This is a genomic window from Bacteroides sp. QWL-09 (assembly GCF_058683585.1).
Map to the genome: position 1 here is coordinate 2,988,048 of NZ_CM178748.1, position 16,879 is coordinate 3,004,926.

A 16,879-nucleotide genomic window follows, 5' to 3' on the forward strand; every position below is an offset into this window, starting at 1 on the left:
ATGCGAAATTTATTAAATTTTCTAATAAAATACAATTACTGGTTCCTCTTTCTTTTGTTAGAGGTAGCCAGTTTTGTTTTGTTATTCCGTTTTAATCATTACCAGCAGAGCGTCTTCTTTACGTCGGCTAATGTGGTCGCCGGTTCGGTTTATGAACTTTCCGGAGGGGTCACTTCTTACTTTCATCTCAAATCGGTGAATGAGGATTTGTTGGACAAGAATATGCTTCTGGAAGAACAAATGGCGGTGTTGAAACAAAGACTGCGTGAGTATACGACCGACTCTGTTTACATCCCGACTTATAAAGGGAAGTCGTTGACCGATTACCACTTAATCAAGGCGCATGTTATTAACAATAGCATTAATTTGTCTAATAATTATATCACTCTTGATAAGGGGACAAATGCTGGTATATATCCTGAGATGGGTGTGATTGATGGAAATGGTATTATTGGTATTGTGTATAAAACGTCTGCTTCTTATTCGGTCGTTCTTCCGGTTCTGAATAGTAAATCGAATATCAGCTGTAAGATTGTTGGCAGTGAATATTTTGGCTATTTGAGATGGGAAAATGCTGATCCTCGTTATGCTTATTTGAAAGATTTACCTAGACATGCTGAATTTAATTTAGGCGATACGGTGGTTACCAGCGGATATTCAACGGTCTTTCCGGCAGGTATTATGGTAGGGACGATTGATGATATGTGCGATTCGAATGATGGCTTATCTTATCTGCTTAAAATTAAGTTAGCGAGCGACTTTGCCAAACTAGGCGATGTTCGTGTGATCGGAAGAGAAGGGCAGGACGAACAAAAGCAACTGGAAAAAGAAACTCAAGAATAATGATTATCAATTATATACATAGGATCATTTGGTTTGTCGGACTGGTACTATTACAGGTCTTGATCCTAAACCAGATTCATCTTTGGGGGTATGCCACTCCTTTTTTATATCTTTATTTTATTCTTAAACTAGAATCGGGCACTTCTCGTCATGAACAGATGTTATGGGCTTTTTTCCTAGGGCTTACCATCGATATCTTTTCCAACACCCCGGGAATGAATGCTGCTGCAACTGTTTTTTTGGCATTTATCCGTCCTTTCTTATTGCGCTTATTTACTCCGCGTGATATTCTTGATAGTATTGTCCCCTCTTTTAAAAGTATGGGTAATCTGCCGTTCGTAAAATATATTATATCGGCTGTCTGTATTCAAAACTTGATTTTGTTGAGCATCGAGTCTTTTTCCTTTTCAAGTAGTTTGCAACTATTTCTTAGGGTGATTGCTTGTTCTGCAATAACGATTGTCGGTATTTTGGGTATTGAAAGTATAAGGAAGTAGTATGTCGAAAGATTATAGATTTGAGAAAAGAAAGTTTATTGTTGGCGGAATTGCCATCTCCATTGTTCTGATCTATCTGTCTCGTTTGTTTTTACTTCAAATATTGACCGATGATTATAAGAAGAATGCCGATAGTAATGCTTTCTTAAATAAGATTCAATATCCTTCACGTGGGGCTATCTATGATCGCAACGGGAAACTATTGGTTTTTAATCAACCGGCCTACGATATTAAAGTTGTTCCTCGGGAGATTGAAAATCTAGATACGCTCGATCTTTGCTCATCATTGAACATCACGAAGGAGCAGTTTATTCGTCTGATGACCGACATGGCCGACAGACGGCGTAATCCCGGCTATTCAAAATATACCGAACAGATGTTTATGTCGCAACTTTCTGCTGAAGAGTGTGGCATTTTTCAGGAGAAGCTGTTTAAGTTTAGAGGCTTTTACGTTGAACGGCGTACGATTCGACAGTATGCTTATAATGCCGCTGCTCATGCGCTAGGGGATATTGGTGAGGTTTCTACTCGCGATATTGAAAATGATGATTACTATATTCAAGGGGATTATATCGGTAAGCTAGGAGTTGAAAAGTCGTATGAGAAGTATTTAAGAGGGCAGAAAGGTGTTGAGATCTTGTTGAGAGATGCACATGGAAGGATTCAAGGACATTATAAGGATGGAAAGTGCGATCGCCGTGCAATTCCGGGTCGTAATCTGACGTTGAGCCTTGATGTGGATCTGCAGATGCTTGGCGAACGTTTGATGAAGAATAAAATTGGTAGTATTGTTGCTATTGAACCGGAAACCGGAGAGATTCTTTGTTTGGTTTCTTCGCCGAATTACGATCCACATTTAATGATTGGGCGTCAACGGGGAAAAAATCACCTTATGCTTCAACGTGACATTCAAAAGCCGTTATTGAACCGAGCGCTTATGGGGGTTTATCCTCCCGGATCGACTTTCAAAACGGCGCAAGGTTTGGTCTTTTTGGAAGAGGGAATCATTCAGCCTTCGACCTCTTTTTCATGTTCCAATGGATTTCGATATGGGCGTTTGAAGGTGGGATGTCATGCTCATGCTTCTCCTCTACCACTGATCCCGGCTATTGCGACGTCGTGTAACTCTTATTTTTGTTGGGGATTATTCAGAATGTTTGGAGATAAGAAATATGGGCGACCGCAAAAGGCTATCACGGTCTGGAAGGATCATATGGTTGCTCAAGGTTTCGGTTATAAGTTAGGGGTTGATTTACCGGGAGAGAAAAGAGGATTAATTCCTAATGCTCAATTCTATGATAAAGCTTATCGCGGACATTGGAATGGGTTGACGGTAATTAGTATTGCGATCGGCCAAGGGGAGGTTTTGACGACCCCATTGCAGATTGCGAACTTAGGTGCTACGATCGCTAACAGAGGCCATTTCATTACGCCTCATATTGTGAAAAAAATTCAGGGATCACCATTGGATAGTCTTTATCGTGAGCCTAGATACACTGGCATCGAGAGAAAATATTATGAGGATGTGGTCTTGGGAATGCGATCGGCAGTCACCGGTGGTACTTGTCGGGTGGCTGGAACCATACTTCCGAATGTTGAGATGTGCGGAAAGACCGGAACGGCACAGAACCGTGGGCACGACCACTCTGTGTTTATGGGATTTGCCCCTATGCATAAACCTAAGATTGCTATAGCGGTGTATGTTGAGAACGGAGGCTTTGGTGCTGTATATGGAGTGCCTATTGGTACGCTGATGATGGAACAGTATTTGAATAAGAAACTTTCTCCTGAGAGTGAAACGAAAGCGGAAGAATTTAGTAATAGGGTGATATTTTATGATAGCAAGGAACGTTAGTTTGTGGAAGAGGTTGGACTGGATCACTATTTGTATCTATTTGCTTTTAATAATAGGTGGGTGGTTTAGTGTCTGTGGAGCGAGTTACGATTATGGAAATCGTGATTTTCTAGATTTCTCAACTCGTGCCGGGAAACAGTTTGTTTGGATCATTTGCTCTTTTGGCTTGGGCTTTGTTTTACTCATGCTTGAAGACCGGATGTACGACATGTTCGCCTATTTTATTTATGCCGGCATGATCCTTTTGCTACTAGTCACCATCTTTATTGCGCCCGATACGAAAGGGTCGCGTTCCTGGTTGGTTATGGGGCCCGTTAGTCTACAGCCGGCCGAATTTGCAAAGTTTGCGACGGCTTTGGCTCTTGCGAAATATATGAACTCTTATAATTTCGTCATCAATAAAAGAAAAAGTGTTTTTATGCTTGCTTTCTTGATTCTTCTTCCGATGCTTCTAATTATCGGGCAGAAAGAAACGGGATCGGCTTTGGTTTATCTCGCTTTCTTCCTAGTGCTTTATCGAGAAGGAATGCCTGGAGTTGTCCTTTTCTCCGGATTATGTGCCGTGGCCTATTTTGTGATTGGCATTCGTTTCGGACAAGTCAACATCGCTCAGACGCCGACTCCTATTGGGGAGTTTGTGGTTTTATCGCTCATCTTGTTTTTTGCAGGTGCCATGGTGGGGGTTTATAAAAACAAGTGGGATATTGCACGTAATATTATAGGAGTAAATGCACTTGTGATCATTGCAGCGTATTTTATCTCTGAATATCTGGTGCCTTTTAATTTGGTATTTGTGCAAGTGGTGTTGTGCATACTGACCATTGGTTATCTATTCTATCTGACGTTGATCTCTCATAAAAAAGCTTATTTGCTGGTTGGTTTGTTTGCCATTGGCTCTATCGGCTTTTTATACTCTAGTGATTATGTTTTCGATAAGATATTAGAACCTCATCAGCAAATACGTATCAAAGTATTGCTGGGATTAGAAGAGGATTTGACCGGAGCCGGCTATAATGTCAACCAGTCTAAAATAGCAATCGGATCGGGCGGATTTTCCGGCAAGGGATTTTTGAACGGAACACAGACGAAACTTAAATATGTACCTGAGCAGGATACCGATTTTATCTTCTGTACTGTTGGAGAAGAGCAGGGCTTTATTGGATCTTCTGCCGTGCTTTTAGGCTTTCTCTGCCTCATTTTACGCTTGATCGTCGTGGCTGAGCGACAGCCGACGACGTTTGGCCGTGTGTATGGTTACTCCGTATTGAGCATTTTCTTATTCCATCTATTTATTAATATAGGAATGGTGCTCGGGCTTACTCCGGTGATCGGTATTCCTCTTCCTTTTTTTAGTTATGGAGGCTCTTCTTTATGGGGATTTACGATTCTGTTGTTTATCTTCCTGAGAATTGATGCAGGAAGAGATCGTCGACTTTAACTTTATCGTGAGACTTTTATACCGATATCACTTAAACCGATCAATCGATCGTCCGTCATTCGATGTATCACTTTGATTCGGTGATTTCCTTTCTGTGAGATAACGATCGATCCTATAAACTTACTCGATTGATAGAGGTTGCCACATCCCGTGCCGATCCAATTGCCTGCTTTATCTGTAAGATTCAAGCTGATGGTATCACGTTTCCAATGGGTTGAATCTTGTAGATTGTGATAAACTGATAACGATAGGTTTTGGTAGGGGTAATTGTTCTTATTCCTAACCTCTGCAAAGAGGCGAACAGTGTGAGGGATCGAATCGGTATTTTCTATCTGAAAGGAGAGTGTATCACTCTTTTTCCATCCGTCATTGGGTAGGGATTGATAAGAGTGATACACTGTTTGTTTGTTACATGATATCATCGTCAAGACGAAGAATAAGCATACGACAAGATTACTGAATATTCTCATTATTCTGAGTTCTTTCTGGTCTGTTTTTACCGCCATTGTTTTGTGGACGATTATTTCTTCTGCTTGGCCGTTTGTTCTCAGCTTCTTCGTTTCCTTTTTTATAATTCCGGTTATTATTCGATGGACGCTGATTCTTTGCCTCATTGTTATTCCCCTTTTGACTCGGAAGGATTGGCTTGTTACTCTCGGTCTGAGGTCTGTTGTCCTCTGTTTGAGGTTTATTGTTCTCTCCCTGCGGACGATTATTCTCTCCCTGCGGGCGATTATTGCGTTTCTTCCTTTTATTGCGATTGCTATTGGGGTTATTACCCTCTTCGCGATTGTTTTTACGGCGGTCAAATCGGGTGAGGCTTTCTTGCTCTAATAAGTCGGTCGACTTTTTAGATTCCGGTTTTGTACCCTCTTCTTCTATCAGTTTGTCCGGTCTGATGCCTTTTCTATTTAATCCGATAATCTCGAAAGCTCGTTTACCGGCTATGGTACAAAGATTGGCCGGAATATTCTTATCACTAGAATAAGTGATTTGATTGCTCAATATATCGGCTTTAAAGAAATAGAATACGCCGTCTTTGGTTTCTAGTTCGATTTCTCTTGAAGGTAAACGTTTTTGTGCTTCAACGTAACAGTCCACCTCATAGTTCAAACAACACTTCAGCTTGGCGCATTGTCCGGCCAACTTTTGTGGGTTTAGAGAGATGTCTTGGTAACGGGCGGCGCTTGTTGAAACCGAGATGAAGCTTGTCATCCATGTGGCACAACAAAGTTCCCGTCCACAAGGACCAATTCCACCAATGCGACCGGCTTCTTGACGGGCGCCAATTTGTTTCATCTCGATACGAACACGAAACACTTCTGCTAGAACCTTAATGAGTTGTCGGAAGTCCACGCGCTCATCGGCAATGTAATAGAAAATGGCTTTATTTCCATCGCCTTGGTACTCCACGTCTCCAATTTTCATGTTCAAATTGAGACTGGCTGCAATTTGGCGAGAGCGGATCATTGTGTCATGTTCTTTCGCTTTAGCCTCTTCGTATTTCTCAATATCTACCGGTTTGACTTTTCGGTAGATTCGCTTAATTTCCGTATCTGGCTTTAGGTTGGCCTTTTTAATTTGAAGCGGTACCAATCGTCCGGTTAGCGTAACCACTCCAATATCATGTCCCGGAGTTGCTTCTACTGCAACGACGTCCCCTTTTTCCAGAGGAATCTTATTGCTGTTACGGAAGTAACCTTTACGCGTGTTTTTGAATTGCACCTCAACGAGATCGCTTTCAACGGCATTTCCCGGAATGTCGGCCAGCCAGTCGTAGGTGTTTAGTTTATTATCTTGTCGGGAAGCGCTTTTGCAACAAAGACCGCAACTCCCATTATGTAGTTTATATTTCATTCCTATGCGTTTTCTGATATATTTGTCAAGTATAGTTTAATTTTTTAATAAAACAATCATTTTGAGTGAGAAATCGAAGAAAACCATTTTGGCATTTACGTTTTGTTCGATATGCTTTTGGCATTCACTTAGTTCATCCATCAGACCGATAATGTTCCGTTCGTTGATAAATGGCGCAAAGCGGGTTGCAAACTGCTGCTCGTCAGGAGTCATGTATACCATTTGTACTTGGCGAAAATTATAAATGAAATTTTCACGGATCATTTGTTGGCAATACTCTAAGAAATTCTTCTGACGCTCACGTCCCATTTCTGCGACTTGTTCGCTCCATTGTTTCATCTCTTTGATTTTTCGTTGGTAAGATAAACGCATCAAATTGATAAACAGGTCGAAAAATAATTGTTTTTCCTCGTTGAGATGAATGGTCTCAAGTGCCTTGATGAAATTGCCATTAGCTAGATGAGCCACAGATAAACTCTCTTGTTCTGCTAATTGATATTTTTCTTGTAAGGCTCGACTGATATTTGTTTCCTCTATCTGACGGATGTTAATCCGTTGTGTACGACTTAAGATCGTTGGCAAGATTAGGTCGGGTGCTTCTGAGACTAGAATAAATATGGTTTGAGTCGGAGGCTCTTCTAAAAGCTTGAGTAGCTTATTGGCACAAGCAATGTGCATTTTCTCCGGAAGCCAAATGATTGTTATTTTATAACCTCTTTCTAAAGGTTTGAAACTAAGTTTTTTGATGATCTCATCACTTTCTTTAGCATAGATGATGGCTTGAGAATTTTCCGATTTAATCTCGCTTAACCAATTGTTTAGATTAAAATAGGGATGGTTTAAGACAAATGGGCGCCATTCCGCTAGATAATCATCGCAAACCTCCTTTTTTGATTTTGCATTTTTAATGATTGGGAAGACAAAGTGTACATCGGGGTGAACCAACTTATTGAATTTGACGCAGGATGGACAAATGCCGCAAGCATCTGTTTCATTTTTATTGGTGCAACAGATATAACGCGCATAAGCTATCGCTAGAGCCATTTTTCCTACACCCTCTGGTCCGCAAATCAGTTGGGCATGTGGTATACGGCTCTCGTTAACCTCTTCAATTAGTCGTTTCTTGATCTCTTCTTGTCCGATGATATCTTTAAAAAACACAATATTTCGTTTAAAATCTTAGTAAATCTGCTTAGCCACTTCTCTGATGCTGTCTACTGCCGAAATGGTATAGAAATGAATGCTAGGTACGCCATACTTCATGAGTTCTTTGCATTGGTTGATACACCATTCTGTACCCACCTGTTGGGCATCGTTGTCTGTCTTGCATTTATTGATCTCTTTAATGAGGTCTTCGGGAAGATCGACCTTAAAGGTTTTGGGGATCATGCTGACTTGTGATAATTTTTTAAAAGGCTTAATTCCAGGAATAATCGGAATGGTGATTCCGGCTTCTCTGGCACGTCGTACAAACTCAAAATATTTCTGATTGTCGTAGAAAAGTTGAGTGACCGCATATTCCGCTCCGGCTTCCACTTTCTTCTTCAGCCAATAAATATCCGATTCAAGATTGGGCGATTCTTCATGTTTCTCCGGATAACAAGCTACACCATATGAGAAAGGTGTTTGCGTGATCTGCATCTCAGAACCATCTACAAAGATTCCTTTATTGAAGTTATTGATTTGCTCTTGAAGTTCAATGGCATGACTATATCCATTCTTATCGGGAGTGAATATGGATTCATGCTTCGCTTTATCGCCTCTTAGAACCAATAGATCGGTGATGTTTAAGAATTGTAAGTCGAGCAATACATATTCTGTCTCTTCCCGACTGAACCCGCTACATAGGATGTGCGGTACTACTGTAATGTCATATTTGTTTTGAATGGCTGCAGCTACCGCAACTGTTCCCGGACGTCTACGGAGTCGATTGCGCTGAAACAACCCATCACCAAGGTCTCTATACATATATTCGCTCCGATGGGTCGTAATATTGATGTACTTAGGGTCGAATTCTCTTAGCGCATCAATCGTTTGATACAGTTTTTCTATGCTGGTCCCTTTTAATGGAGGTAGTATTTCAAATGAGAACGCTGTGTGTTGCGTGCTATGTATAAGATCTATTACTTTCATTCTTTTTTGCGTTGTTTCGTCTGGTGATAATATGCCTTTTGCGACAAAAATACGAAAAAAGAACGATTTTACCTTAATTATTTAAAATCATTCTTTGTAAACAGACTATTAATTATAAACCTAAAAGCTCCGCATGATAATAACATGCGGAGCTTTTGATCAACAGAGGGTTGCTTTTAGAAAGTCACTAATGTTTTGTCTCCTTTGTAGGATACGGCATAGACTTTGTAATTAGCTTCCCAAGTGGTGCTTATGGTAAACTGATGACGATTGGAAACGAAAACGAGCTGATCGCCATTGTATACCTCGTATGCAGTTACATGATTCCAATTATTCATGGTTAATGTTTGTCCGTTCCGAGAAGCAGTTCCCGCTTGTACATTCTGCTTATCTTTATAGCAAGCAAGATTATGCTCCGACAAATATTCGATAGCCGCATCAGGCTTGGGCAAGTTCAAGTTCTTTATTTTATTCTTTGTCTGTTCGATTTGAGCCTCTGTGATAGTCATGCGCTTTGTGCCGTAATCATCGATGTCTCTGTCGATTGGTAGGTAGTAGCCCCATTTATCGAAGAAATCCGTTAGATCTGTTCGGGCAATCTTGCTTGCTCGAACTGTAAATTCCAATTGATTCTCTCTCGGTGTGGCTAGATTATTTTCTGTACGGATGAGTTCGTATAAATCTTTATAGAAATCTGTCTGTCCTTTGACTTGAGCAAAATAGAGTTGAAGTTGCCATAAGGTTACTAGTCGGCAGAAAACATCCGGGCGTATAGCATCGGGTTGTTTGTTGACAAATTGTAGAGTCATTGCTTTCTCATACCGGTCGTTGTATTCTCCCATATTCTCATCTCTTAAGCGGATATACTTCGAACCATATTTATCGCAGAAATGAGTTTGTACAGCCATGGACAGAATGTTGTTAGTTACTTCGGTCGTACTGTGCCATTTTAATCCCGGACGTGTTTGATTACAATGTCCGATCTCATGTGCCGGTCCCCAAACTTCGCCGGCTCTTAATTTCGTTTCGTCACAGATGGAATTCATTGTGTTGGCGTTGTATGCTGTATGATAGGGTGAAGCATACATATAAGAGTGGTACATCACATGTAGATACATCCGATTCTTGAATACTTTGTTGTATTTGAACAATCCCATAAATTCCATTTCGTATCTGACAACCTCGTCGTAGGTATCGATAAGATTTACTCCGTTCTTAGTGTAAGTTTTGAAACTATTTACCGGGAATGTTAGGTGTGCATATTGCCCTAATACATCAAAATAGGGACAGCAGGTTTGGTTCAACAACTCATTCCAGTCGCTTGCCGAGTGTTTGCTTCGATCGAAATAGCCATTTACCTTCCCAGTGGCAAAATGAAGGGTGATCGGTTGAGCCACTTCGCTCTCTTCTAGGCTCAGAGTGTGGTACATGACATAGACCAAGCCTTTGTTACGTATACTAATCTTATTCGTACCTTCTTTTAGGGCATATGAATCGCCGCCAAAACCGTCTCCTCCAGGAAGATCAAGATTCTGAACACGTATGCTGATAGCTCTTCCATGGGTTTCTCCGGCGAGTACAATCAGTTCATCATTTGCTTCAACGTAGATGCCTGTCGGGTTATCTAAAAGATTGTAAGGGTTGGTCTTGTTGGTCGCCGATTGTATATCTGGTGATGGGTATGCTTTGTAAGATTCTATTCTAAATGCTTTTGGATACTTTCCTTGGAACATGTAATAAGCCATGTTTTTAAAGAAAGCCGATTGACACTTTTCAATGTCGGCTAATGTGATGCCGGCTTTTAGTTCCGAGCAACTGCGATCGGAGAAGAGCGATAAAACATCAAAGTTTTCCGGATTCTTTCGATAGAACTCCATTTCAGAGCAGCTGGCAAATCCTTGGTTGTCTCCGGCTCCACTCTTGACTACAAACCTGATGGCTTTGGCATTGATCAGAGGAGTGGTGAAATAAACCACCGAACTAGACGACAGTCCTCCAAAGTTCTTGTCCATTAATCTCTCGAAAGCAACGCCATCTGCCGACCAGTATATCTCTGTTTCTTTGAAATGTCCATTTGAACCGGACTGACGAGGGTGATAAACAAGATAATCGACTTGTTCTTGATTTTCGAAATAGTATGTTAGCGTAATGGGGAAATAGTTACTACCGGCATTGTTCCAACTCGAGTGATAAATAGTACTCATGTCATTATCAAATGATTTCTCAATGTTCTGTCCAGATTGGAAAGATGAAGCTTCTCCACGTGAGATCTTTATTTTAATATCATCTTTAAGCTCGTCTGGTTTTGTTGAACTATACTCGTTCAGTCCTTTTTGGGTGACGGTAATGATTCTCTGTAGGGTAGACGAAGCAGCTTGATCTTTAACGACTAGGTTATAGGAACGTGAGGCATCTTGTGCATTAGGGCTAACGATATAAGCATGAGACGTCGTGATCATTTCCTGTGCCCTTGTCGTAGGTTTCTTTATCCAATCGCAGCCGGTCGTGACGATTTCGTAATCGCAGTTTGCCGTCACCTCGAACGTGATGTTTTGTCCCGCTGCAGCGATTTCAAAAAGTTCGGGGCTGACCAGTATATCTTTCCCCCATCCAAGTTGCTGTATTTTCAAGGACTGACTCAGATTACCGACTCTCACCGTTATGTTTGTTTGCCGGATTTCTTTACCGGAGTTCTCTGCGACATTAATTCGAAGAGTGGTTCCATCCTTTTCGGTCTGACACCACGTTTCTCCGCCCTTGTCGACTTGGGCACTCCATTCCTGATTGGTTGATACAACGACCTCTTTCATCGATTTGTTTTCTTCAAAGTTGACAACCTCAGTGTCAATCTTTAAGATAGGAGATAGGGGGGCTTCTTCTTCAGCATTGCTGCATGCTACGATAAAGAAAAGCAGTGAAATGCTGAATAGCTTAAAAAATGAGATTGTTTTCATAGATTTAATTGTATAAAGTTAGACTTCATATGTAGAATACAAAATAAAACCGTTTGTCCCTATTCCTTTTTGATTTTATTAACATTGATAAAAAGGGAGACTCCAAATGAAGTCTCCCTTTTCTTGATTACAATTTAAATTAATTGCCTGTCGGATTTTGTGTTAAAGTCCCCGGATATACATTGATCGCACTTTGAGGGATATAATAAACAACCCTATAGTCTGTTGAAGGTATATCTTCAAACTGTTGATGAGGTCCCGGATAATGTCTGGATAAGGCTTTACCATTACGGAATACATCATAGCTACGTTCGGCTTGATAAGCCAATTCCAGTTGGCGCTCTTTATCGATACGTTCCGGTGCATTATCGGCATCTAATGATGGATACCCGGCACCAGGAATGGAACGTTCACGGATCGTGTTCAAGTCTGTTAATGCTTTATCGTATTTTCCTAACTTAGCATAAGCTTCCGAACGGTTGAGGTAGATTTCACCCAAACGTGAGATGATTGGAGAGTGTAGATGCGAGTCTTCCCCTTCGCGTGAACACTTAGTGATGTAGAACTGTGGATATACTCGGTTTAGTTTGATATAATAATCTAACATGCCGGTATACGTTTTCCCGTCTCTATATTCGATTGAATAGATACCTTGATCTTCTTTGATCGGATTAAGAACGTAACGGGTTGTTTGCTCAACTTTATTTGCATCAGTCCACTTTTCATTCCAAACCAATTGTCCATTTTCGTCTTGATATTCAGCTTGCACGTAGTTTAAGACCGTTGGAGTGTCGTATTTGATAAACCGGAAAACCTTTTTGTGATCGGACGTATAAGTCGGTTCAATAAATGTAGCACGTGCATCTACAATGTTATAGTGATCCGGACGCCAGTCGTTTCTTCCTGTCTCATTCAATAAATCGATATATTTGGCACTAGCGTACATCTCTCCCCAGCCCATACCACCAATATTGGCATACATGCCGCCTATGCCATAGTAATGATCGTATCCGGAAAATTCCGAAGCAACCCGTTTGATGACAAAGATCGACTCTTTGTTATCTTCCGGTCTGAGGGTGTTGTATTTCATGAAATCAGCTCTCGACAAGAGTTGATACTCAGGAGAAGCGATCACCTTGTCGGCGTAGTCGATGGCCAACTGTGCATACTCTTTATTCGGATTTTCGTATGTTCCGCTCATGTAGACATAAATACGAGAGAGCATGGCTTGGGCTGCTTCTTTTGAGGCGTATGCCGCTCCTTTGTTGACGGTCAACAAACGTTCTGCTTCTTTCAAATCCTTGATGGCTTGTTCGTAAGTTTCCTTTACAGTAGCACGATCGGGGAGTTGCATATTGTCAATATCTTCCGGAGTGCCATTCACAATAGGCACCCCTAGATTAGTTTCAGGGCTTTGATAGTATGGACGTCCGTATGCTCTGCACAAGTAGAAATACATCATACCTCTAACGTAGTAGCATTCCCCCAAACGATTATCGATATCTTCGCTCTGTCCTTCCTTGACAAGCTTAAGCACATTTGAAGCTTGTGCGATTGCTTTATACCCCGAGTCCCAGAAGCTTTGCAAACGTCCATTGTTCGGTTTGCGGACATACGAGATAAATTCATAGAAAGAGTCGGTTGAAGATCCGCGAATCACCATGTTGTCACCCGCATACTCACCACAGCGGTGCATGGGGTCGGACCATGTTTTAAGTTGTCCATAGATGCCGTTGATGAGACCATCCAATGTTCTATTGGGATCTTTAGTGATGTCCTCACTCATCATCGAATCGTGTGAAAGACGCTCAATATCACAAGACGATATTGAGAATAGCGTGAGTAATAGGAATATTATTTTTTTCATGTGTGTTCTGTTTTAAAAAGTTAGATTTAAGCCAAGCATAAACTTACGAGTAGAAGGGTATACCGAAGGACCTGCCGTACCGATGATTTTTCCTTCATCAGAGATTGGGATCTCGGGATCTACTCCCGAATAACCGGTGAGGGTAAAGAGATTTTCTCCGGAAACAAATACTCTTAATTCTTTGATGCTATATTTAGTCAGATCAAAACGGTATCCAATCGATAGCGAACGTAGTTTTAGGTAATCGCTGTTTTCCAAATAACGAGATGAAGCAGAGTTCGACTTGCTTTGGTTGTTGTACGATGCAACCGGATGAGTGGCGATATCGCCCGGTTTTTCCCAACGTACCCAGTCGTCTTTCAATTTCATCTGGTTACGGTCGCAATAAGTACCGTCAGAGTCATACTCTTGTCGTGAATAATTATAGATCTGTCCACCGATCGAATATCCAAAGGCTGCATTAACCTCTAATTTGCGCCAAGTCAGCGTGGTGTTAAATCCACCAAACAAATCAGGAGATGCTTTGCCGCATTTTTCATAAGTTGCTTCGGCATACTTCTTCGTTGTGGTCACCGTTTGTGTGCCATCTTCATTCTTCTTGGTCTTATACCAAAGTGGAGAGCCCGTTTCAGGATCGACACCCGCCCACTTCTTTAAATAGTAGGTATCGGTTGGATTTCCCGGTTCCAAGACCGTTTGTGCTGCTCCTGCTATTCCCGAGTTGTCTGAAGCCAAGATTGGTTTCACGACCAGATTACCTTCGCTATCTTTACTCTTGAATAATTGTTTCAGTTCGTTGGTGTTGTGACCGACATTCGCATCAATGCTCCAAGTTAGATCCTTAGTCCGGATGATATCTCCTCCTAAAGCAATCTCAATTCCTTGATTCTTCATTTTTCCGATGTTCTTCCAGATATAAGTCACCCCGGTAAGTCCACTAATAGGTACTTTGTACAAGATGTTATCAGTGTTTTTGAGATAATAATCGAAATTGAAGCGTAGACGATTTTCGAATAAAGAAGCATCTAGTCCCAATCCCATAGTATAAGTTTTCTCCCAAGTCAATTGATTCCGACCAATCTGCTTGATTAAGATTCCGGGTTCTTCATTATAGCTTGCCGAAACCGAATAGAGGTTATACTGAGGATAATATTGGTCTGGACGATTTCCAACAGAACCATATGCGGCACGTAGTTTTAGTTGATCAACTTTATCTAAGTCGAACCATTCTTCACGATTGATGTTCCATCCACCGCTGACAGAGAAGAAATTACCATATTTTGAACTATCTCCGAAGTTTGAAGCTCCATCACGTCGGAAAGAGACTTGGGCTAAATATTTATTGTCGTACGAATAGTTGGCGTTGAAAAGTAACGATTGTACCGCCCATTCTCCGATATTTCCTTTCGTCTTTTCAGGTGTTGTAACAATATCCAACACTTCCAATCCGGGGATAAACTCTTTTCCGGAAACGTCTAATGTTTTATGCCAGTAATCGTTGTACTCATAAGCAGCCAATCCATTGATGAAATGTTTGCCGAACGATTTGTTAAACCGAAGAATATGGTTGGTGTATCGTCTCACCGTTTCAAATCTATAATCTCCAATGTGTGCTCCCCCGCTGGAACGAGGGTCTGAGTAAGAGTTTGAAGCATAGTTTGTATACTTATAGTTGTTGACCGATGAGAATGTCAACCAGTCGTTCAACTTAACGTCGAAATCTAAGCTTCCTCTAAATTCGTAGTTGGTCGATCCCGAATGGTTGTATTGTAAGTCGTAAAGGTAGTTCGTAGATGCACCGTTGACCCAACCTTCGTAGCGATGAGGAACTAAGTTGCCTTCTTCGTCGTATGGACTATCCCAAGGTAACATAGAATACATGGCACCTACCGAATATTGCTTGTCGTCGATATCTCGGCGTGAACCTTGTAACATCGGTTTGATGGTTAACCATGATTTCGGTTTGTATACAGTTTTGAACAAGAAGTTGTATCGTGTATAGTCGTATCCTTTTACAGCTCCCGTTTCATCGTATACTCCAACGGACATGTAAGCGCGAAGGTTTTCGCTACCTCCCTGAAGAGAAACATTATATTCTTGATTAAATCCGTCTTGTGTCGCCAGATCCCACCAATTGAAGTTGCTCTTCTGCAAGTCTTCATTCCATCGGGTGAATTTGATCTGATCGACATTCGAGAACGAGCTATAATAGTCATACAACTCTTTTCCGTTCATCATCTCTAGATTACCTGTGTTGAGTTGTGTAACTCCAAGTTTTGCTGAGACGTTAACGCTCATCTTTTCCGCTTTCGGGTTCTTTGTTGTGATAATAATGACCCCGTTTGCTCCTTGTGATCCATAGATGGCAGTCGATGCTGCATCTTTCAATACGGTCATACTCTCTATATCTTGTGGATTGATCTGACCGGTACCGTCGGTTCCAACGATTACGCCGTCTACTACCCATAACGGAGAAGTCATTCCTGTGAGCGAAGCTCTTCCTCTGATGACTACTGCTCCACTTGCTCCGGGACGTCCGCTTCCGGGTGCGACATATACTCCCGGAATCTTACCGCTCAACATATTCTCAACCGATGGCGTGGTCACATCTTTAAGTTTGTCACCTTTAATTGCCTGCATTGCTCCGGTCAAACTTTCCTTTCGTTGGGTGCTATATCCCACAACGATCACTTCATCCAACGTTTTGGTATCTTCTTTCAATACCACATTATAGAATGAGTTATCTTTCTTCAACGCGACGGTTTGTGAGCCATATCCGATATAACTGATTTCGAGTTCATTGCCATAAACATCTAGTGAAAACTGTCCATTGATATTGGTAATGCTTCCGTTCGTTGTACGACTCTTTTCGATTACTGAAGCTCCGATGATCGGTTCACCGTTTGCATCGGTTACGACCCCTTTGATCGATCGAGCTGTTTTTTGTTGGGTGGTCGATGGTGTGTGTGACGGCGAGATAGAGGAGATGACGATTTGGTTATCTACGATTTTATAGCTGTAGCCGGAATCTTTGAACACCTCTTTTAAGACCTCTTCGAAAGCCACCTCATTGACGTTGATGGAGATTTTCTTGTTCAACTTAACTTTGTTGTCGTTGTAGAAAAAGCTATATCCGCTCTGCTTTTCCAGTTCACGAACAACTGTTTGTAGAGTCGTGTTGGTTTTCTTCATCGTGATTTTGATCAGTTGTGCGAAGGTGGTGACCGGAATCATAGCCATTAAACAAACGACTAAAAGCATCGAGAGATGTTTGTTTAATGTCCGACGGTTACACCACGTAAAGAAACGGTGTGTTTTCATGAGATAAATGCGTTAATTAGATTTATAATATAGATTAATCGACCAATCCTTTGGTTTAAAGATCCGATCTATTAATAAATATGATTGGTAGATTGCGATCCCCCAAAGAAGAAT

11 protein-coding genes are annotated in these 16,879 nt (G+C 41.3%); 4 read left to right on the plus strand and 7 right to left on the minus strand.

The features are described 5' to 3' along the window. Genes mreC through rodA form a run of 4 tightly spaced genes read left to right on the plus strand, consistent with a single transcriptional unit; the run spans position 1 to position 4,633 of the window. Positions 1–843: a rod shape-determining protein MreC gene (gene mreC, locus AC4PG5_RS11935; protein ID WP_492029094.1), complete on the plus strand. Its 843-nt coding sequence runs from the start codon at positions 1–3 to the stop codon at positions 841–843. After that, complete coding sequence (gene mreD, locus AC4PG5_RS11940; protein ID WP_492029095.1) at positions 843–1,340, plus strand: rod shape-determining protein MreD; 498 nt, start codon at positions 843–845, stop codon at positions 1,338–1,340. Before mreC ends, mreD begins: the two co-directional genes overlap by 1 nt. 1 nt (position 1,341) lies before the next feature. After that, positions 1,342–3,195 carry a penicillin-binding protein 2 gene (gene mrdA / locus AC4PG5_RS11945; protein ID WP_492029096.1) on the plus strand — a complete coding sequence of 618 codons (1,854 nt, stop codon included), beginning with the start codon at positions 1,342–1,344 and terminating at the stop codon, positions 3,193–3,195. Then, the gene (gene rodA / locus AC4PG5_RS11950) at positions 3,176–4,633 is read left to right on the plus strand and encodes a rod shape-determining protein RodA (protein ID WP_492029097.1); all 1,458 of its coding nucleotides are present in this window, start codon (positions 3,176–3,178) and stop codon (positions 4,631–4,633) included. The genes mrdA and rodA overlap by 20 nt, the downstream gene beginning before the upstream one ends. A 2-nt stretch (positions 4,634–4,635) precedes the next feature. Here the strand turns inward: rodA and gldH are convergent, their stop codons facing one another. From gldH to AC4PG5_RS11985, 7 genes are all read right to left on the minus strand, one after another. Then, complete coding sequence (gene gldH / locus AC4PG5_RS11955) at positions 4,636–5,106, minus strand: gliding motility lipoprotein GldH (protein WP_492030755.1); 471 nt, start codon at positions 5,104–5,106, stop codon at positions 4,636–4,638. Beyond that, positions 5,087–6,490 (minus strand): PSP1 domain-containing protein, encoded by a 1,404-nt coding sequence (locus AC4PG5_RS11960; RefSeq protein ID WP_492029098.1) that lies wholly within the window; start codon positions 6,488–6,490, stop codon positions 5,087–5,089. The genes gldH and AC4PG5_RS11960 overlap by 20 nt, the downstream gene beginning before the upstream one ends. A gap of 36 nt (positions 6,491–6,526) precedes the next feature. Further along, the gene (locus tag AC4PG5_RS11965) at positions 6,527–7,651 is read right to left on the minus strand and encodes a DNA polymerase III subunit (RefSeq protein ID WP_492029099.1); all 1,125 of its coding nucleotides are present in this window, start codon (positions 7,649–7,651) and stop codon (positions 6,527–6,529) included. 18 nt (positions 7,652–7,669) lie between these two features. After that, positions 7,670–8,623: a methylenetetrahydrofolate reductase [NAD(P)H] gene (gene metF / locus AC4PG5_RS11970; protein ID WP_492029100.1), complete on the minus strand. Its 954-nt coding sequence runs from the start codon at positions 8,621–8,623 to the stop codon at positions 7,670–7,672. 176 nt (positions 8,624–8,799) lie between these two features. Beyond that, the gene (locus tag AC4PG5_RS11975) at positions 8,800–11,577 is read right to left on the minus strand and encodes a M60 family metallopeptidase (protein ID WP_492029101.1); all 2,778 of its coding nucleotides are present in this window, start codon (positions 11,575–11,577) and stop codon (positions 8,800–8,802) included. A gap of 139 nt (positions 11,578–11,716) precedes the next feature. Further along, on the minus strand, positions 11,717–13,444 hold the full coding sequence (locus tag AC4PG5_RS11980) for a RagB/SusD family nutrient uptake outer membrane protein (RefSeq protein ID WP_492029102.1): 1,728 nt from the start codon (positions 13,442–13,444) through the stop codon (positions 11,717–11,719). A gap of 12 nt (positions 13,445–13,456) precedes the next feature. Further along, entirely contained in the window at positions 13,457–16,765 is a 3,309-nt protein-coding gene (locus AC4PG5_RS11985; protein ID WP_492029103.1) for a TonB-dependent receptor, read from the minus strand. Positions 16,766–16,879: the final 114 nt, after the last annotated feature.

Bases quoted from the DNA above. Each gene is read 5' to 3' on its own strand.
- rodA (WP_492029097.1), top strand. From the start codon at position 3,176: ATGATAGCAAGGAACGTTAGTTTGTGGAAGAGGTTGGACTGGATCACT.
- mrdA (WP_492029096.1), top strand. From the start codon at position 1,342: ATGTCGAAAGATTATAGATTTGAGAAAAGAAAGTTTATTGTTGGCGGA.
- metF (WP_492029100.1), bottom strand. From the start codon at position 8,623: ATGAAAGTAATAGATCTTATACATAGCACGCAACACACAGCGTTCTCA.
- AC4PG5_RS11960 (WP_492029098.1), bottom strand. From the start codon at position 6,490: ATGAAATATAAACTACATAATGGGAGTTGCGGTCTTTGTTGCAAAAGC.
- mreC (WP_492029094.1), top strand. From the start codon at position 1: ATGCGAAATTTATTAAATTTTCTAATAAAATACAATTACTGGTTCCTC.
- AC4PG5_RS11975 (WP_492029101.1), bottom strand. From the start codon at position 11,577: ATGAAAACAATCTCATTTTTTAAGCTATTCAGCATTTCACTGCTTTTC.
- mreD (WP_492029095.1), top strand. From the start codon at position 843: ATGATTATCAATTATATACATAGGATCATTTGGTTTGTCGGACTGGTA.
- AC4PG5_RS11985 (WP_492029103.1), bottom strand. From the start codon at position 16,765: ATGAAAACACACCGTTTCTTTACGTGGTGTAACCGTCGGACATTAAAC.
- AC4PG5_RS11980 (WP_492029102.1), bottom strand. From the start codon at position 13,444: ATGAAAAAAATAATATTCCTATTACTCACGCTATTCTCAATATCGTCT.